A 15,690-nucleotide genomic window follows, 5' to 3' on the forward strand; every position below is an offset into this window, starting at 1 on the left:
GATTACTCCCCTTCTTTCTTCTGGTTGAAGTCTGAATGGCAATCCACACACAGCTTAATGGTTTGCTTCTTATCTAAGCCCAACACCTTTGCTTCTGTCGCATGAACATCATGGCAGTTTGAACACGTTAAATTTTGTGCGTGAACGTCGTGGGTCCAACTCGCTTCGCGCAGATCATCAGGCTTGTGACAATCGATACATTGGCTATTGGCATCTAAAATTAAGCTAGGATCGAGGAAAACCTTGTCGGTCCCTGGTTGTGATTGAGCCTCACGATACTTCACCACTTTAGGCGCGCCTTCGCGGTGATCGGGGCTAATAGAACTATGACAGTCGGTACAATTTACTTCACGGCCAAGCAAAGCGTGTGCACTTTCACCATGTGAACCCAATACCGTTTCTTTTGAATCTTTATGGCACTGAACACACTTGTAGTCTTTGTCACGGATTAATTCGACTTCATGTCTTGTTGATTCTCCTACTGGCGTAACAGCAGGCTCAGCAACAGCATGAATGGAATAACCATAGAGGCAGAATGCTAGAAGGGATTTAAGCATTATGACTATGGCCAATTTAATATTGCCCATTTTATCCTTTCCTTATACCGGCATTATTTAACTCTCAACTAAATAATATTCCGGTTAAACAAAAGTACCCTTAAACGATATTATTACCGTTTAAATGATATCAATTCTTATTTTGGATAAGCCACAACGCTTTCTATAGTTAGAATATACCTCTAATTGGGTAATACGAAATTTGGATGAGTTAATCTGTGAACGCAATCACCCTATTCATATCATGGTCAATTTAGGTAATTGATTGTTATATATGATAATAATTCTCAGTTAAATTCTAATTAACCTAACCACCAATACCACTTTAGGGTTATATAAACTTCAACGTGATTAAGGTCACTGCCATTAATTGATCTGGGACAATCTATATCCAACACGTAACAAAATGTGTTTGTTTATGAATTAATATAAACAGGAATTCTCCAGTTCTTAATTTGAATAGCAAACTCACAACGCTTGGTATAAGAATCAGTATATTGGAGATATCACTGTGAAAAAGCATTGGATACGTAATTCGGTCACAGCACTATTAATGGTTAGCGCATCACTAGCAAGCGCGACCAGTTTTGCTGCGTCTGAACAAAAAGAAATTGGCGATCCTCGTAACGACCAGTTCGAGCAAAACCACCCAGATCAATATCATTCATGGAGACAGACTTCAGAAAGCGAAACCATAGAAGATGCACTAAAAGAAGATCCCAACATGGTCATCATGTGGGCTGGCTACGGCTTCGCAAAAGATTACAACAAGGCACGTGGTCACTTTTATGCGATTGACGATGTACGACAAACGCTTCGTACTGGCGGCCCAACGGACGAAAGCTCAGGCCCGATGCCAATGGCATGTTGGAGCTGTAAGAGCCCTGACGTAGCACGTGTTATCGAAGAGCGTGGCGAAGATGGTTATTTCGAAGGTAAGTGGGCGCGTCTTGGTAACGAGATCATTAACCCTATTGGCTGTTCAGACTGTCACGATACCCAAAGCGAAGGCTTTAAAAATGGTGAACCAGCACTGAAGGTGACTCGTCCTTATGTTGAACGTGCATTTGAAACAATTGGTAAAAAGTTTGATGATCAAAGCCGTTTAGACCAACAGGCTTCTGTTTGCGCCCAATGTCATGTCGAATACTACTTCACTGGGCCAACCAAAGGCGTGAAATTCCCTTGGGACCAAGGTACAACCGTCGGCGATATGGAACGTTACTATGACGCGATCAACTTTAAAGATTGGACGCATAAAGTATCGAAAGCGCCAATGCTAAAAGCGCAGCACCCTGGTTTCGAAACATGGCGTGAAGGTATCCACGGTAAAAACAAAGTCGTTTGTGCAGACTGTCATATGCCGAAAGTAACCAAAGAAGATGGCACCGTTTATACCGACCATAAAGTGGGTAACCCATTCGACCGCTTCGAAGATACGTGTGCAAACTGTCACACTCAATCGAAAGAAACCATGCGTAACATCGTATCAAGCCGTAAAGCGCAAGTTCTGAACATGAAGCTGACTGCTGAGAAGCAAATCGTAGCCGCTCACTTTGAAGCAGGCGCGGCATGGGAAGCGGGTGCGACAGAGCAAGAGATGGAGCCGATCCTACTGGATATCCGTCACGCTCAATGGCGTTGGGACTACGCTATTGCGTCTCACGGCATTCATATGCATGCACCTGAGATCGCTCTAGAAGTGCTAGGTACTGCCGTTGACCGTGCAGCGGATGCTCGAACTAAGATTGTTCGTCTACTGGCGAAGAAAGGCATCACCGATCCAATCGAAATTCCAGATATCTCGACAAAAGAAGCGGCTCAAAAAGCGCTTGGAATGGACATGGATAAAATGAACGCCGAGAAACAACACTTCTTAGACTCGGTTGTTCCTAAATGGGAAGAGCAAGCTGAAAAGCGTGAAGCCAACTACGAATACTAGTTTCTTCAAATAGACCGCTAGGTAAAAACCAGTCACACTATTGTTGTGTGGCTGGTTTTTTAGGTTTTGGGGGAATACACATCACTATCGAACCCCCGATCCACTCGCCAATTCAAGGAATAAACAATGAAAATCTTACTTTCGCTTTCGGCATTATGTATTGCACTACTCAGTTCAGGCGTTCATGCATCAGAGCGTGCTGAGACGGGGTGGGAACTAATAGAGAAAGGCGCATTAGTCGTTGATGTCAGAACACCTGCAGAGTTCGAACAAGGGCATCTAGACAACGCCATCAACTACCCTCTTTCTGAAGTGGCTACTCACTTTGCTAAGATAGATAAAGAGCAACCCATAGTGTTGTATTGCCGCAGTGGTAATCGCTCAGGGCAAGCTTATCAGTTCCTGCGTGCTCAAGGGTTTACTCAAATCCATAACGCAGGTGGGTTAATAGAAATGCAGGAAAACCAATAGTCTTCGAAATGAGCTCTTAAGTAAGATCGCTACTTTAGCAATTAGCCAAGCTTAACGGATCATCTGTTTGGCTTGGTTGATCGAATGGATTATAGAAACGCGATCAATCCCCTTTTGATTGGAATCGAGAATTTGAGTCCACGCATCAATCGCTTGTTGATAGCGCATGCTAATGAAGTGATCGGTCGCAATCAGCATTAATGCAGTCCGATCGTTTGGATCAAGCTGCATTGAGTGATCCAATAACGCATTCACGTCATCGCTCATCGCTTGAGAACTAAGATAGTAAAGTGCCGTTGCTTTGGCCGCATAGAGCCCAGAAGGTGCTTGAGGATCTAATCGAATCGCGTAGTCGTAACAGGTGAACGCTGCATCAAACTCTCCTTTCTGCATATACACACCACCAAGCTTAAACCACAAACCGGATTGATTTGGGTCTTGCTTAAGGCTTTGCTGAAGCTCATCTTTGAAATCTGTTGCTGTGTAACTATTGCTATCATCCAAAGGAAGTTGAGGTAACTCTTGTTTCAGTTGAGACCAGACAAGCACACTCAAAGCCACTGCTGTAAATGAAATCATCACATTGCCTTTTAGATTACTGCCATTGTTGTTCGCGGCAACAACGATCACCACCAAAAACAGGCTCATCAATAACAAAGCAGCCAGTAACCAGATATCCATTTTACTCTCCCTTTTTATCCGCCCATTCACTCTACCTCTTTCACCACAAAGCAAACTTGATCAAGGTATAGCTATTGGTATTTAACGATTATCCACAAATAACAGGTAATAAAAAACCGAGCACTTAGGCTCGGTTTTTTCAATGGTAAACTTAATTACTTAACGTAATCGAGATTACTCAGAGTCTTGTTCGCTATCACTTTCAGAGTCAGAAGCATCTGATGCTTGCTCTTCACTTGATTCTGCAACTTCAGCGTTGATAGTTTCAGCATTTGCTTCTTCAGCTTCGCCTTCGACAATCTCAGCTTCTTCTACTTCGTCGATACGTTGTAGACCTACAACATTCTCGTCTCCAGCAGTACGAATCAGTGTTACACCTTGAGTGTTACGACCGACTTGGCTTACTTCCGCGACGTAAGTACGTACCAATGTACCTGCGTCAGTGATCATCATCATCTCATCGCCTTCTTCAACTTGAACCGCACCAACAACCGGGCCATTACGTTCAGAGACTTTGATAGATACTACACCTTGAGTTGCACGACCTTTCGTTGGGTATTCAGCTAGTTCAGTACGCTTACCGTAACCGTTTTGCGTCACAGTTAAGATATCGCCTTCATTTGAAGGAACAATCAATGAAACCACTTGATCGTTTTCTGGAAGCTTCATACCACGAACACCAGAGGCAGTACGACCCATTGCTCGTACTTTGTCCTCATTAAAGCGGACAACCTTGCCCGATTGAGAGAACAGCATAATGTCGCTATCACCATTAGTAATATCAACGCCAATCAATGAATCGTCGTCGCGTAAATTAACAGCAATTAGGCCATTAGCACGTACGTTTGCGAATTGATCCAGAGGTGTCTTTTTAACAGTACCGTCGCCTGTTGCCATGAAGATGAATTTCTCGCTAGAGAACTCAGAAACACGCAGAATAGCCGTAATACGCTCACCTTCTTCTAGAGGAAGAATGTTAATGATAGGCTTACCACGAGCTGTGCGGCTTGCTAACGGTAGTTGGTAAACTTTCAGACGGTATGTCTTACCACGTGTAGAGAAACATAAGATGTTATCATGAGTATTAGCGACAAGCAGACGCTCAATGTAATCCTCATCTTTCATCTTAGTTGCACTCTTACCTTTACCACCACGATGCTGGGATTCGTAATCGCTTAGGATTTGGTACTTAACGTAACCTGCGTTAGAAAGCGTTACTACAACGTCTTCTTGAGCAATCAGCTCTTCCATATCGATATCATGAACTGCCGTTGTGATTTCTGTTCGACGTTCGTCGCCATAGATTTCACGTACCGCTTCAAGTTCTTCACGGATAACTTCCATCAAACGCTCAGTGCTTGCAAGGATATGCATTAGCTCAGCGATTTCTTCTAGAAGTGCTTTGTACTCATCTAGAATCTTCTCGTGCTCAAGGCCAGTTAGGCGGTGAAGACGAAGTTCTAGAATAGCTTGTGCTTGTGTTTCCGTTAGGAAGTATTGGCCATCGCGGATGCCGTATTGGTCTTCCAACCAATCAGGACGAGCCGCATCAGTACCAGCACGTTCAAGCATGGAAGCAACGTTACCAAGATCCCATCCGCGCGCCACTAAGCCAGCTTTTGCTTCAGCTGGTGTTGGAGCGTTACGGATAAGCTCGATGATTTCATCGATGTTAGCCAGTGCTAGAGACAGTGCTTCAAGGATGTGTGCACGGTCACGCGCTTTCTTCAGCTCAAAGATAGTACGACGAGTCACTACTTCGCGACGGTGGTCTACGAAGCACTTAAGCATATCTTTGATGTTGAACAACTGTGGTTGACCGTTGTTCAACGCAACCATGTTGATGCCGAAAGTCGTTTGCAGTTGAGTCTGTGAGTAAAGGTTGTTCAGAACAACTTCACCTACAGCATCACGCTTACATTCAATAACAATACGCATACCATCTTTATCAGATTCGTCACGTAGAGCGCTGATGCCTTCAACTTTCTTATCTTTAACCAGTTCAGCTATCTTCTCGATCAAACGAGCTTTGTTTACTTGGTAAGGAATTTCAGTAACGATAATGGTTTCTTTACCATTATTTTCTACTTCAATATTCGCTTTTGAACGCATGTAAACTTTACCGCGGCCAGTCTTATAAGCATCAACGATGCCTTTACGACCACTGATAAGTGCTGCTGTCGGGAAATCAGGACCAGGGATATAGTCCATTAGCTCATCAATAGTAATATCTTCATTATTGATAAATGCTAAACAGCCATCAACAACTTCACCAAGGTTGTGTGGTGGGATGTTAGTAGCCATACCTACTGCGATACCAGAAGCACCGTTTACCAATAGATTAGGAATTTTTGTAGGAAGTACTGCTGGAATTTGCTCTGTACCATCGTAGTTCGGTACGTAATCCACAGTTTCCTTATCAAGGTCAGCCAGGAGCTCGTGAGCAATTTTCGCCATACGAACTTCGGTATAACGCATTGCAGCCGCGGAGTCGCCATCGATAGAACCAAAGTTACCTTGGCCATCAACTAGCATATAACGCAGTGAGAACGGTTGAGCCATACGAACAATCGTATCGTATACCGCACTATCACCATGCGGGTGGTATTTACCGATTACATCACCTACTACACGAGCAGACTTTTTATATGGTTTGTTCCAATCATTACCTAGTACATTCATCGCGAACAAAACGCGGCGGTGTACAGGCTTTAGGCCATCACGCACATCTGGAAGGGCACGACCAACGATGACGGACATCGCGTAGTCTAGGTATGAACCTCTAAGCTCATCTTCAATATTTACGGGCGTGATCTCTTTCGCTAGATCGCTCATAGAGCCATTTTCCCTCTATAGTCAGATCGTATTTTTGAATACGTATAAGACCGAAAAATATAACACAAATTTACCTACGGAGGCATCACTTTCCCTCTCCTTTTACCATCTTGTGACCCTTGTAGCCAATCAATTGATGAGAAATTGCACCTCCGCGTCATATCTCGCTGAAACATGGTCACTTTACACCCAATAAATTAGCAAAATTGTAGATCTTCTGGTCAAGGCGAAAAGGCAAGCTATAATGCCTGCAATTTCATGGATGCATTATTTAACTTGGAAATGCCCGATTATGACTAAATCACAGAATGTAGACCCAGCAGAAATCAAGAAATTCGAAGACATGGCATCACGCTGGTGGGATCTAGAAGGCGAGTTTAAGCCATTACATCAGATCAACCCACTTCGCCTAAATTATGTACTAGAGAAAACCGAAGGCCTGTTTGGCAAGAAAGTACTCGATGTTGGCTGCGGCGGTGGCATTTTGGCTGAAAGCATGGCCGTTGAAGGCGCAGTAGTGACAGGTCTAGACATGGGTAAAGAGCCGCTTGAAGTAGCTCGCTTGCATGCATTAGAAACCGGTACCAAGCTAGATTACATTCAGAGCACAATCGAAGACCACGCAGAAGAAAACCCACAAACTTACGATGTGGTGACTTGTATGGAAATGTTAGAGCACGTTCCTGACCCACAATCGGTGATTAACGCATGTTCAAAGTTAGTGAAACCTGGCGGCCACGTATTCTTTTCTACCTTGAACCGGAATTTCAAATCTTACTTGTTTGCAATTGTTGGTGCGGAGAAGCTATTAAAGATCGTTCCAAAGGGCACTCACGAACACGAGAAGTTCATTCGCCCTGCTGAACTTATCAAGATGATTGATAACACACCGCTGCAAGAATTAGGGATTACAGGGCTGCACTACAACCCATTGACGGACACTTACCGTTTAGGGATAAATGTAGACGTTAACTACATCGTTCACACCCAGAATTTCGCCTAAAAAATATCGACACCCCAACCGTAAAATTATTTAGCAAATAGGCTCACGAAAAAGGTTGCAATTAACATAAGTTTGCGACTTTTTTCAGTCTAAATTTCGTGCGCTAGCTTCCATTTTGACCACCTCGATTTAAATTTAATCGTCTAAAATCCGTCGCCTATTTTGCTCAAAGATCAAGGGATTTTTTTTTATGGGCGAGCAAAAATAAAGCATCATGAAAAACCGAATTTTATACAATCAAGTCGCATCTAACTTCATCAGTTAGTGGTTACTTACAGTTTTTTTTCAATCCACCACTTATCCACAAGCACTCCCATTTCTTTACCTTGAAAAATATCGGATGTAGCACTATCTTGTAACCCAACAAACAAATGACCCCTATATGTTGTGTTTGAACTACAATGTATGGGTAGACCAAGATCACAAGGCCGGAACGTAATTTACAAAAATTACACAGAAACACACAAAAACACGGCCTTGTTCAGTTTTGTTAGGGAAATTAAGCAGAATGAACCAACAACTTACTGTTACCAAGCGTAACGGGCGCAAAGAAACTATCGATCTAGAGAAGATCCATCGCGTGATCACATGGGCAGCTGAAGGCTTGCACAATGTTTCTGTATCACAAGTAGAATTGAAAGCTCACATTCAGTTTTACAATGGCATCACCACAACTGACATTCATGAAACAATCATCAAGTCAGCAGCGGATTTAATCTCTGAAGAGACTCCTGATTATCAATATCTAGCAGCACGCCTGTCAGTATTCCACCTACGTAAAAAAGCATACGGTGAATACGAGCCGCCTGCGCTTTATGACCACGTGGCAAAACTGGTTGATATGGGTAAGTACGATAAACACCTAATGGAAGACTACACGAAAGCTGAGTTCGACGAGCTTGACGAGTATATCGACCACAAACGTGACTTAGACTTTTCTTATGCAGCGGTTAAGCAGCTTGAAGGTAAATACTTCGTGCAAAACCGCGTAACAAAAGAAATCTACGAGAGTGCTCAGTTCCTTTACATCCTAGTTGCTGCGTGTCTATTCGCTAAATACCCGAAATCGACTCGTCTTGACTACATCAAACGTTTCTACGACGCATCGTCTACGTTTAAGATTTCTCTACCTACACCGATCATGTCTGGTGTACGCACACCTACTCGTCAATTCAGTTCTTGTGTACTGATCGAATGTGGTGACAGCCTAGATTCAATCAACGCAACAGCAAGCTCAATTGTTCGTTACGTGTCGCAACGTGCTGGTATTGGTATTAACGCAGGTCGTATTCGTGCGATTGGTTCTGAGATCCGCAATGGTGAAGCGTTCCACACTGGCTGTATCCCTTTCTACAAATACTTCCAAACAGCAGTGAAATGTTGTTCTCAAGGTGGTGTTCGTGGTGGTGCAGCAACTGTGTTCTACCCACTATGGCACGGTGAAGTTCAGTCTCTATTAGTACTGAAAAACAACCGCGGTGTTGAAGAGAATCGTGTTCGTCATATGGACTACGGTGTGCAGCTGAACAAGCTTATGTACTCTCGACTTGTGCAAGGTGGCAACATCAGCCTATTCTCTCCGTCAGACGTACCAGGCCTTTACGATGCGTTCTTCGAAAATCAAGACCGTTTTGAAGAGCTATACGTTAAGTATGAAAACGATCCTTCAGTAAAACGCGAAACAGTCAAAGCCGTTGAGCTATTCTCTCTGCTAATGCAAGAGCGTGCTTCTACTGGTCGTATCTACATTCAGAACGTTGACCACTGTAATACACACAGCCCGTTTGATTCTGAGGTAGCACCAGTTCGTCAATCGAACCTATGTTTAGAAATCGCGCTACCAACTAAGCCGCTTTCTAACGTAGAAGATAACGAAGGCGAAATTGCATTATGTACGCTTTCAGCATTCAACCTTGGTGCAATCAACGAGCTTGATGACCTAGCAGAGCTTTCTGAATTGGTTGTTCGTGCCCTAGATGCGCTCCTTGATTACCAAGACTACCCGCTTCCAGCTGCATACAAGTCAACAATGAACCGCCGTACTTTAGGTGTGGGTGTAATCAACTACGCATACTACCTAGCTAAAAATGGTGTTAAGTACTCTGACGGCAGTGCAAATGGCCTGACTCACCGCACATTTGAAGCAATTCAATACCACTTGCTAAAAGCATCTGTTGACTTAGCGAAAGAGCAAGGTCGTTGCCCATCTTTCCACGAGACCAACTACGCGAAAGGCCTACTGCCAATCGATACTTACAAAAAGGATATCGACTTAGTATGTGAAGAGCCATTGCACTACGATTGGGATTCTCTACGTGAAGAGATCATGGAGCACGGTCTGCGTAACTCTACGCTAACAGCACTTATGCCTTCTGAGACATCGTCTCAAATCTCGAACGCAACTAACGGTATCGAGCCACCACGTGGCTATGTCTCAGTGAAAGCATCGAAAGATGGCATCCTGAAGCAAGTAGTTCCTGATTTCCTAAATCTTAAAGAGAACTACGAGCTGCTTTGGAACATTGGTTCTAACGATGGTTACCTGCACTTAGTAGGTATCATGCAAAAATTCGTTGACCAAGCTATCTCTGCAAACACTAACTATGATCCAAGTATTTACGGCAGCGGTAAAGTACCAATGAAGCAACTGCTTCAAGACCTACTAACAGCGTACAAGTACGGTGTTAAGACGCTTTACTACCATAACACTCGTGATGGTGCTAAAGACGACCAAGGCGATGCAGTTCAAGTGCCGGAAGAAGATTGTGAAGGCGGCGGTTGTAAGATATAAACTGCAATAAACATTAAGACCCCAGAGAAGTTATCTTCTCTGGGTTTAAAGCATTAACAGGGTCCGTTTTATTACGGATCTTTAAAGGATTTGAGGCATTTATGGCTTACAGTACTTTTTCTCAGAAAAAAAATGATCAACTAAAAGAACCAATGTTCTTAGGTCAGTCGGTAAACGTTGCACGTTATGACCAACAAAAATTCGAGATCTTCGAAAAGCTTATCGAGAAGCAGCTTTCTTTCTTCTGGCGTCCAGAAGAAGTAGACGTGTCTAGCGACCGTATCGACTACAACAAGCTACCTGATCATGAAAAGCACATCTTCATCTCTAACTTGAAGTACCAAACGCTTCTAGATTCTATCCAAGGCCGCAGCCCTAACGTTGCCCTGCTTCCATTGGTATCTCTACCAGAAGTGGAAACTTGGATTGAAACTTGGTCTTTCTCTGAAACGATTCACTCTCGTTCTTACACGCACATCATCCGTAACATCGTGAATGATCCAGGCGTAGTATTCGACGACATCGTTGAAAACGAAGAGATTCTGAAGCGTGCGAAAGACATCGCGTTTTACTACGACGATTTGATCAAGCTAACGGCAGACTACCATCGCTACGGCGAAGGCAACCACAGCATCAACGGCGAAGACGTTAAGATTTCACTTCATGACCTGAAGAAGAAACTTTACCTATGCCTAATGTCTGTAAACGCACTAGAAGCAATCCGTTTCTACGTGAGCTTTGCATGTTCATTTGCATTCGCTGAGCGTGAGCTAATGGAAGGTAACGCTAAAATCATCAAGCTAATCGCTCGTGATGAAGCGCTTCACCTAACTGGTACTCAGCACATGATCAACTTGCTACGTAACGGTCAAGACGACTTCGCATTCATGCAAATCGCTGAAGAGTGCAAGCAAGAGTGTTTTGACCTATTCAAAGAAGCAGCCGAGCAAGAGAAAGAGTGGGCAGAATACCTATTCAAAGATGGCTCTATGATAGGTCTGAACAAAGACATTCTTTGCCAATACGTTGAGTACATTACCAATATCCGCATGCAGGCTGTTGGTCTAGGTACCGCTTACCCAGCAGCAACGTCGAACCCAATTCCATGGATCAATGCTTGGTTGTCTTCAGATAACGTTCAAGTTGCTCCACAAGAAGCAGAAATCAGTTCTTACCTAGTTGGCCAAATCGACAACGAAGTAAAAGCTGACGACTTTGAAGGGTTTGAGCTGTAATGCCAACAATCAAAATCAACAAGCTGACTTCTATTGAATCTAACCCTTCAAACACTCTATTGGAAACAATGGAACAAGCGGGGTTAGAGCCAGAATACAACTGCCGAGATGGCCACTGTGGCGCTTGCCGTTGCACGTTGGATTCTGGAGAGGTCGAGTACGTTGGTTTTGCTATGGCTTACACGCAAGGTAATGAAATATTGCCTTGTATCTGTAAAGCAAAGACTGAGCTATCGCTGAGTAACGTTATTCATAGAAACAAGCAAAAACGCGCATAAGCCAACTGGCTTTAGGTCGCTTTGTTCGAATATCTTCAATAAGAATTAAAAAGGGTCCGCTTCCTTTAGGAATGCGGACCCTTTTCTATTTATGTATTTAGATATCTGAAACAACTCATACATCACTCAGCCAAAGTCTTCCTGTTGGCTTGCGTCATACAAAGCCAAACGTTTATTGCTGAGTCAGGTTAAGAGTCACAGAGCCAATATAACAAGCGCTTCGGCACTCTCCACAGCCGTTACACTTATCTTTGTCCACTGTAGGCAACTCCCCTGCTTCGATTTGAATCGCACTTGCTGAACAAGCAGCTTGGCATGCTGAACAGTCCATTTGCATGTAGTTATTACAGCTATCAGCAAAGCTAGGCTTGAGGTCGATATAAGGCGTGACTGTTGGATGAAGTGCGCCAGTCGGACACACTTCAGTGCATTTGTTACACATAGAACAACTGTTGTAATCCAAATTCAGCAGCGCACTGCCCTCTAGCATCCCAATAACGCTATTCGGACACGCTTGCTCACACAGCTCGCAACCGTCGCAAAGACGCTCAAACAGCACCTCATCGACCGCTCTTGGCGGCCTTGCGTGCAAGCGCTGTGATACCTCTTCATAATTCGCGGCTGCTTTAACCGGTTTAGAAAGTCGAGTTAAGAAACCGCGCCTATTTGAGTTTATTTGTTCAGACATTAGTCGATATATAACTTTTTAGTAGCAACATTTAAATTATATTCAGATGTTAATTTATTAAGCCAATTTATTACATCACTTGATAGCTTCTTATAAAATGATAAATCTGATGATGTATTTAATTTATCTAAATAAGTAGAAGACCAAGGTAATAAGTGACACTCCAGCAATTCACGGGCTGAATCGATATTATTGTTTTCTAACAAATACGTATGGGCGAATAACATTAAACCAAATTGATCTTCTGGCTCTCTTAACCCCGTGTCTAATTCAATCTGATTCAATTCTAAAAACTGGCGATACTCAACCGTAGAAGCGCCGAACACAACGCGGTCTTTATCTAGGTACACAGAACCCCAAGGCGGAGCTGGCATGTCTCCAACGCCTTCAAACAGGCGGCTGAACTCTGCTGCGAGCGCATCTTCGTCTTCGCCTCTCAATGCCTGTAAGCATTCTTCAGAGAGCACTTCGCTCTCAACCAAAGCTTCAACAATGGTGACCAACTGCTCTTTACTTGTCGCTTGATAAAATAGCGAACCCAATAATTTATGCGTATCGATAATCATTATTATTTATACCGTTGTAGGTTTAAAGATAATTATATAAATAAGGCGATTTAATTCTTTGATCTATTTTATACATTCGATTAATAAGATTTAAATTTCGCTCTTATTTGATGCCAGTCAATCAACAATCCGAAATAAAAACACAAATAACAAACTACCTATAAAGTGCTAGTCATCAATAGCAAAAGGCATCTTAGAATGACGAATAAAAAAGAATCTGGGGTAATGAATCTTACTCGAAGAGGCTTCATGAAAGCTTCTTCTGCAGTAGGTAGTGCAGCCGCACTTGCGGGCGGTATCGCTTTACCTTTCAAATCCAAACCAGTAGCGGCTGCGGTTGCTGAGAATGTGGGTGAGAAAATCGTATGGAGTGCATGCACAGTAAACTGTGGCTCTCGCTGCCCGTTACGTATGCATGTACAAAACGGTGAGATCAAATACGTAGAAACAGACAACACAGGTACTGACGAATACGGTCATCACCAAGTTCGTGCGTGTCTACGTGGTCGCTCTATGCGCCGCCGTGTTTACAACCCAGATCGCCTAAAATACCCAATGAAACGTGTAGGTGAACGTGGTGAAGGTAAGTTTAAGCGTATTAGCTGGGAAGAGGCTTATGATGAAGTCGCCGGCACCATGCAACGCCTTATCAAAGACTACGGTAACGACACTATCTACCTAAACTACGGTACAGGTACGCTTGGCGGTACGGTTACTAAATCTTGGCCACCAGCTCAAACGCTGATTGCTCGTCTAATGAACCTGAGTGGTGGTTACCTAAACCATTACGGTGACTACTCAACAGCGCAAATCACGAAAGGCTTGAGCTACACCTACGGTGGTTGGGCGAACAACAACTCTTTCTCTGACCTAGAGAACACCAAGCTTAATATCCAATTTGGTAACAACCCTGCCGAGACACGTATGTCTGGCGGTGGTCTGATCCACCACTACGTAGAAAGCAAAAACAAATCGAACGCAAGAACGATCATCATCGACCCTCGCTACACCGATACTGCCGGTGGTCGTGAAGATCAATGGATTCCAATTCGTCCTTCTACGGATGCGGCATTGGTAGCGGGTCTTGCACACGTGATGATCACGGAAGACCTTGTCGACCAACCGTTCCTAGACAAATACTGCGTCGGTTATGACGAAAAAACTCTGCCTGCATCAGCGCCTAAAAACAGCGACTACAAATCTTACATCCTAGGTTTAGGTGAAGATGGCGTAGAGAAGACACCAGAATGGGCTTCTAAGATCACCGGTATTCCGGTTGATACTATCGTCAAGCTTGGCCGCGAAATGGGCACAGCAAAACCGTGCGCAATCCACCAAGGCTGGGGCCTGCAACGTACTGCGAACGGTGAGCTAGCTTGTCGTGCAATCGCAATGCTGTCACTGCTCACCGGTTCTGTGGGTGTATCAGGCGGTTCTACAGGTGCTCGTGAGAGTGACATCAACATTCCGTTTGTGCGCTTCCCTACTGTGCCAAACCCAGTTGAAACGTCTATTTCAATGTTCATGTGGACAGACGCGATTTACCGTCACCATGAAATGACCGACATCACTGATGGTGTTCGCGGTGCAGAGCGCCTTAAAAACCCAATCAAGATGATCTGGAACTACGCAGGTAACTGCATCATTAACCAACACTCAGACATCAACAAGACTCACGCGATTCTTCAAGATGAAAGTGCGTGTGAAATGATTGTCGTGGTTGATAACCATATGACTTCTTCAGCGAAATACGCCGATATCATCCTGCCAGACTTAACAACGTCTGAGCAAGACGACTGGTGTATGGATGGTAAAGCAGCGAATATGCCTTACTTCATCTACGCGCAGAAAGCGATCGAACCTCAATTCGAAGCGAAATCTATCTATGAAATGTGCTCTCAGTTGGCTAAGCGTATGGGCGTCGAAAAAGAGTTCACAGAAGGCCGAACTCAAGATCAATGGATTGAGCATCTTTACGCTGAAACTCGTAAGAACGATCCAACACTGCCAACCTTCGAAGAGATGAAAGATCTAGGTATCTACAAACGTAGCTACGACCACCACTACATCGCTTACGAAGACTTCCGCAAAGATCCTGAAGCGAACCCACTGACTACACCAAGTGGCAAGATTGAGATCTACTCAGAGCAACTGGCTGATATCGCGAAGACTTGGAAGCTGAAAGAAGACGAAGTGATTCACCCACTTCCGGTTTACGCGGACTCTTTTGAAGGTCATAACGATCCACTAGCAGAGAAGTACCCACTTCAGCTAACCGGTTTCCACTACAAGGCTCGTACTCACTCAACTTACGGCAACGTTGCAGAAATCAAAGCAGCCGCACCGCAAGAGTTGTGGATCAACCCAATCGATGCAAAAGAACGTGGTATTGAAAGCGGCGACATGGTGAGTATTTTCAACGACCGTGGCGAAGTACATATTCCAGCGAAAGTGACACCAAGGATTCTTCCTCGAGTTGTCGCACTAGGCGAAGGTGCATGGTACGCACCAGATGGTCAGAAGATCGACCATGCAGGCTCTATTAACGTGCTGACGACTCAGCGCCCGAGCCCACTTGCTAAGGGTAACCCTCAGCATACAAACCTAGTTCAAATCAAAACGCTAAACAAAGCATAAGGTAGG

12 protein-coding genes are annotated in these 15,690 nt (G+C 44.0%); 7 read left to right on the forward strand and 5 right to left on the reverse strand.

Annotated features, from left to right (window positions below; genetic code table 11):
* Positions 1 to 2 precede the first annotated feature (2 nt).
* Positions 3 to 587, reverse strand: coding sequence for a cytochrome c nitrite reductase pentaheme subunit (gene nrfB / locus OCV24_RS08560; RefSeq protein WP_017055138.1), 585 nt, complete (start codon positions 585 to 587; stop codon positions 3 to 5).
* 481 nt (positions 588 to 1,068) lie between these two features.
* On the opposite strand from nrfB, the gene nrfA reads away from it, so the two are divergent.
* A complete protein-coding gene (nrfA, locus tag OCV24_RS08565) occupies positions 1,069 to 2,499 on the forward strand; it encodes an ammonia-forming nitrite reductase cytochrome c552 subunit (protein WP_208806547.1) in 1,431 nt (476 codons plus the stop codon).
* Positions 2,500 to 2,625: 126 nt separating this feature from the next.
* Entirely contained in the window at positions 2,626 to 2,970 is a 345-nt protein-coding gene (locus tag OCV24_RS08570; RefSeq protein WP_077680269.1) for a rhodanese-like domain-containing protein, read from the forward strand.
* A gap of 51 nt (positions 2,971 to 3,021) precedes the next feature.
* Here the strand turns inward: OCV24_RS08570 and OCV24_RS08575 are convergent, their stop codons facing one another.
* Together OCV24_RS08575 and gyrA are read right to left on the reverse strand one after the other, a co-directional pair.
* Entirely contained in the window at positions 3,022 to 3,651 is a 630-nt protein-coding gene (locus tag OCV24_RS08575) for a TPR domain-containing protein (protein WP_150877914.1), read from the reverse strand.
* 174 nt (positions 3,652 to 3,825) lie between these two features.
* On the reverse strand, positions 3,826 to 6,486 hold the full coding sequence (gene gyrA, locus OCV24_RS08580) for a DNA gyrase subunit A (RefSeq protein ID WP_046222811.1): 2,661 nt from the start codon (positions 6,484 to 6,486) through the stop codon (positions 3,826 to 3,828).
* Positions 6,487 to 6,778: 292 nt separating this feature from the next.
* Between gyrA and ubiG the strand changes: the two genes are divergently transcribed.
* The 4 genes from ubiG (at position 6,779) to yfaE (ending at position 11,793) form a co-directional block, all read left to right on the forward strand.
* Entirely contained in the window at positions 6,779 to 7,489 is a 711-nt protein-coding gene (gene ubiG, locus OCV24_RS08585; protein WP_136997002.1) for a bifunctional 2-polyprenyl-6-hydroxyphenol methylase/3-demethylubiquinol 3-O-methyltransferase UbiG, read from the forward strand.
* A 508-nt stretch (positions 7,490 to 7,997) separates the two neighbouring features.
* Entirely contained in the window at positions 7,998 to 10,280 is a 2,283-nt protein-coding gene (nrdA, locus tag OCV24_RS08590; protein ID WP_046222810.1) for a class 1a ribonucleoside-diphosphate reductase subunit alpha, read from the forward strand.
* Between the two features lie 101 nt (positions 10,281 to 10,381).
* Positions 10,382 to 11,515, forward strand: coding sequence for a class Ia ribonucleoside-diphosphate reductase subunit beta (nrdB, locus tag OCV24_RS08595; RefSeq protein ID WP_102507478.1), 1,134 nt, complete (start codon positions 10,382 to 10,384; stop codon positions 11,513 to 11,515).
* On the forward strand, positions 11,515 to 11,793 hold the full coding sequence (gene yfaE / locus OCV24_RS08600; protein ID WP_010438115.1) for a class I ribonucleotide reductase maintenance protein YfaE: 279 nt from the start codon (positions 11,515 to 11,517) through the stop codon (positions 11,791 to 11,793). Before nrdB ends, yfaE begins: the two co-directional genes overlap by 1 nt.
* 172 nt (positions 11,794 to 11,965) lie before the next feature.
* Here the strand turns inward: yfaE and napF are convergent, their stop codons facing one another.
* Both napF and OCV24_RS08610 read right to left on the reverse strand, forming a co-directional pair.
* Positions 11,966 to 12,481, reverse strand: a complete 516-nt coding sequence (gene napF, locus OCV24_RS08605) for a ferredoxin-type protein NapF (RefSeq protein ID WP_102507479.1) — start codon at positions 12,479 to 12,481, stop codon at positions 11,966 to 11,968.
* The gene (locus OCV24_RS08610; RefSeq protein WP_150877912.1) at positions 12,481 to 13,047 is read right to left on the reverse strand and encodes a TorD/DmsD family molecular chaperone; all 567 of its coding nucleotides are present in this window, start codon (positions 13,045 to 13,047) and stop codon (positions 12,481 to 12,483) included. The genes napF and OCV24_RS08610 overlap by 1 nt, the downstream gene beginning before the upstream one ends.
* A gap of 198 nt (positions 13,048 to 13,245) precedes the next feature.
* Between OCV24_RS08610 and OCV24_RS08615 the strand changes: the two genes are divergently transcribed.
* Complete coding sequence (locus OCV24_RS08615; RefSeq protein WP_150877910.1) at positions 13,246 to 15,684, forward strand: DmsA/YnfE/YnfF family dimethyl sulfoxide reductase; 2,439 nt, start codon at positions 13,246 to 13,248, stop codon at positions 15,682 to 15,684.
* Positions 15,685 to 15,690 lie beyond the last annotated feature (6 nt).

The organism is Vibrio kanaloae (genome assembly GCF_024347535.1).
GTDB classification, from domain to species: domain Bacteria; phylum Pseudomonadota; class Gammaproteobacteria; order Enterobacterales; family Vibrionaceae; genus Vibrio; species Vibrio kanaloae.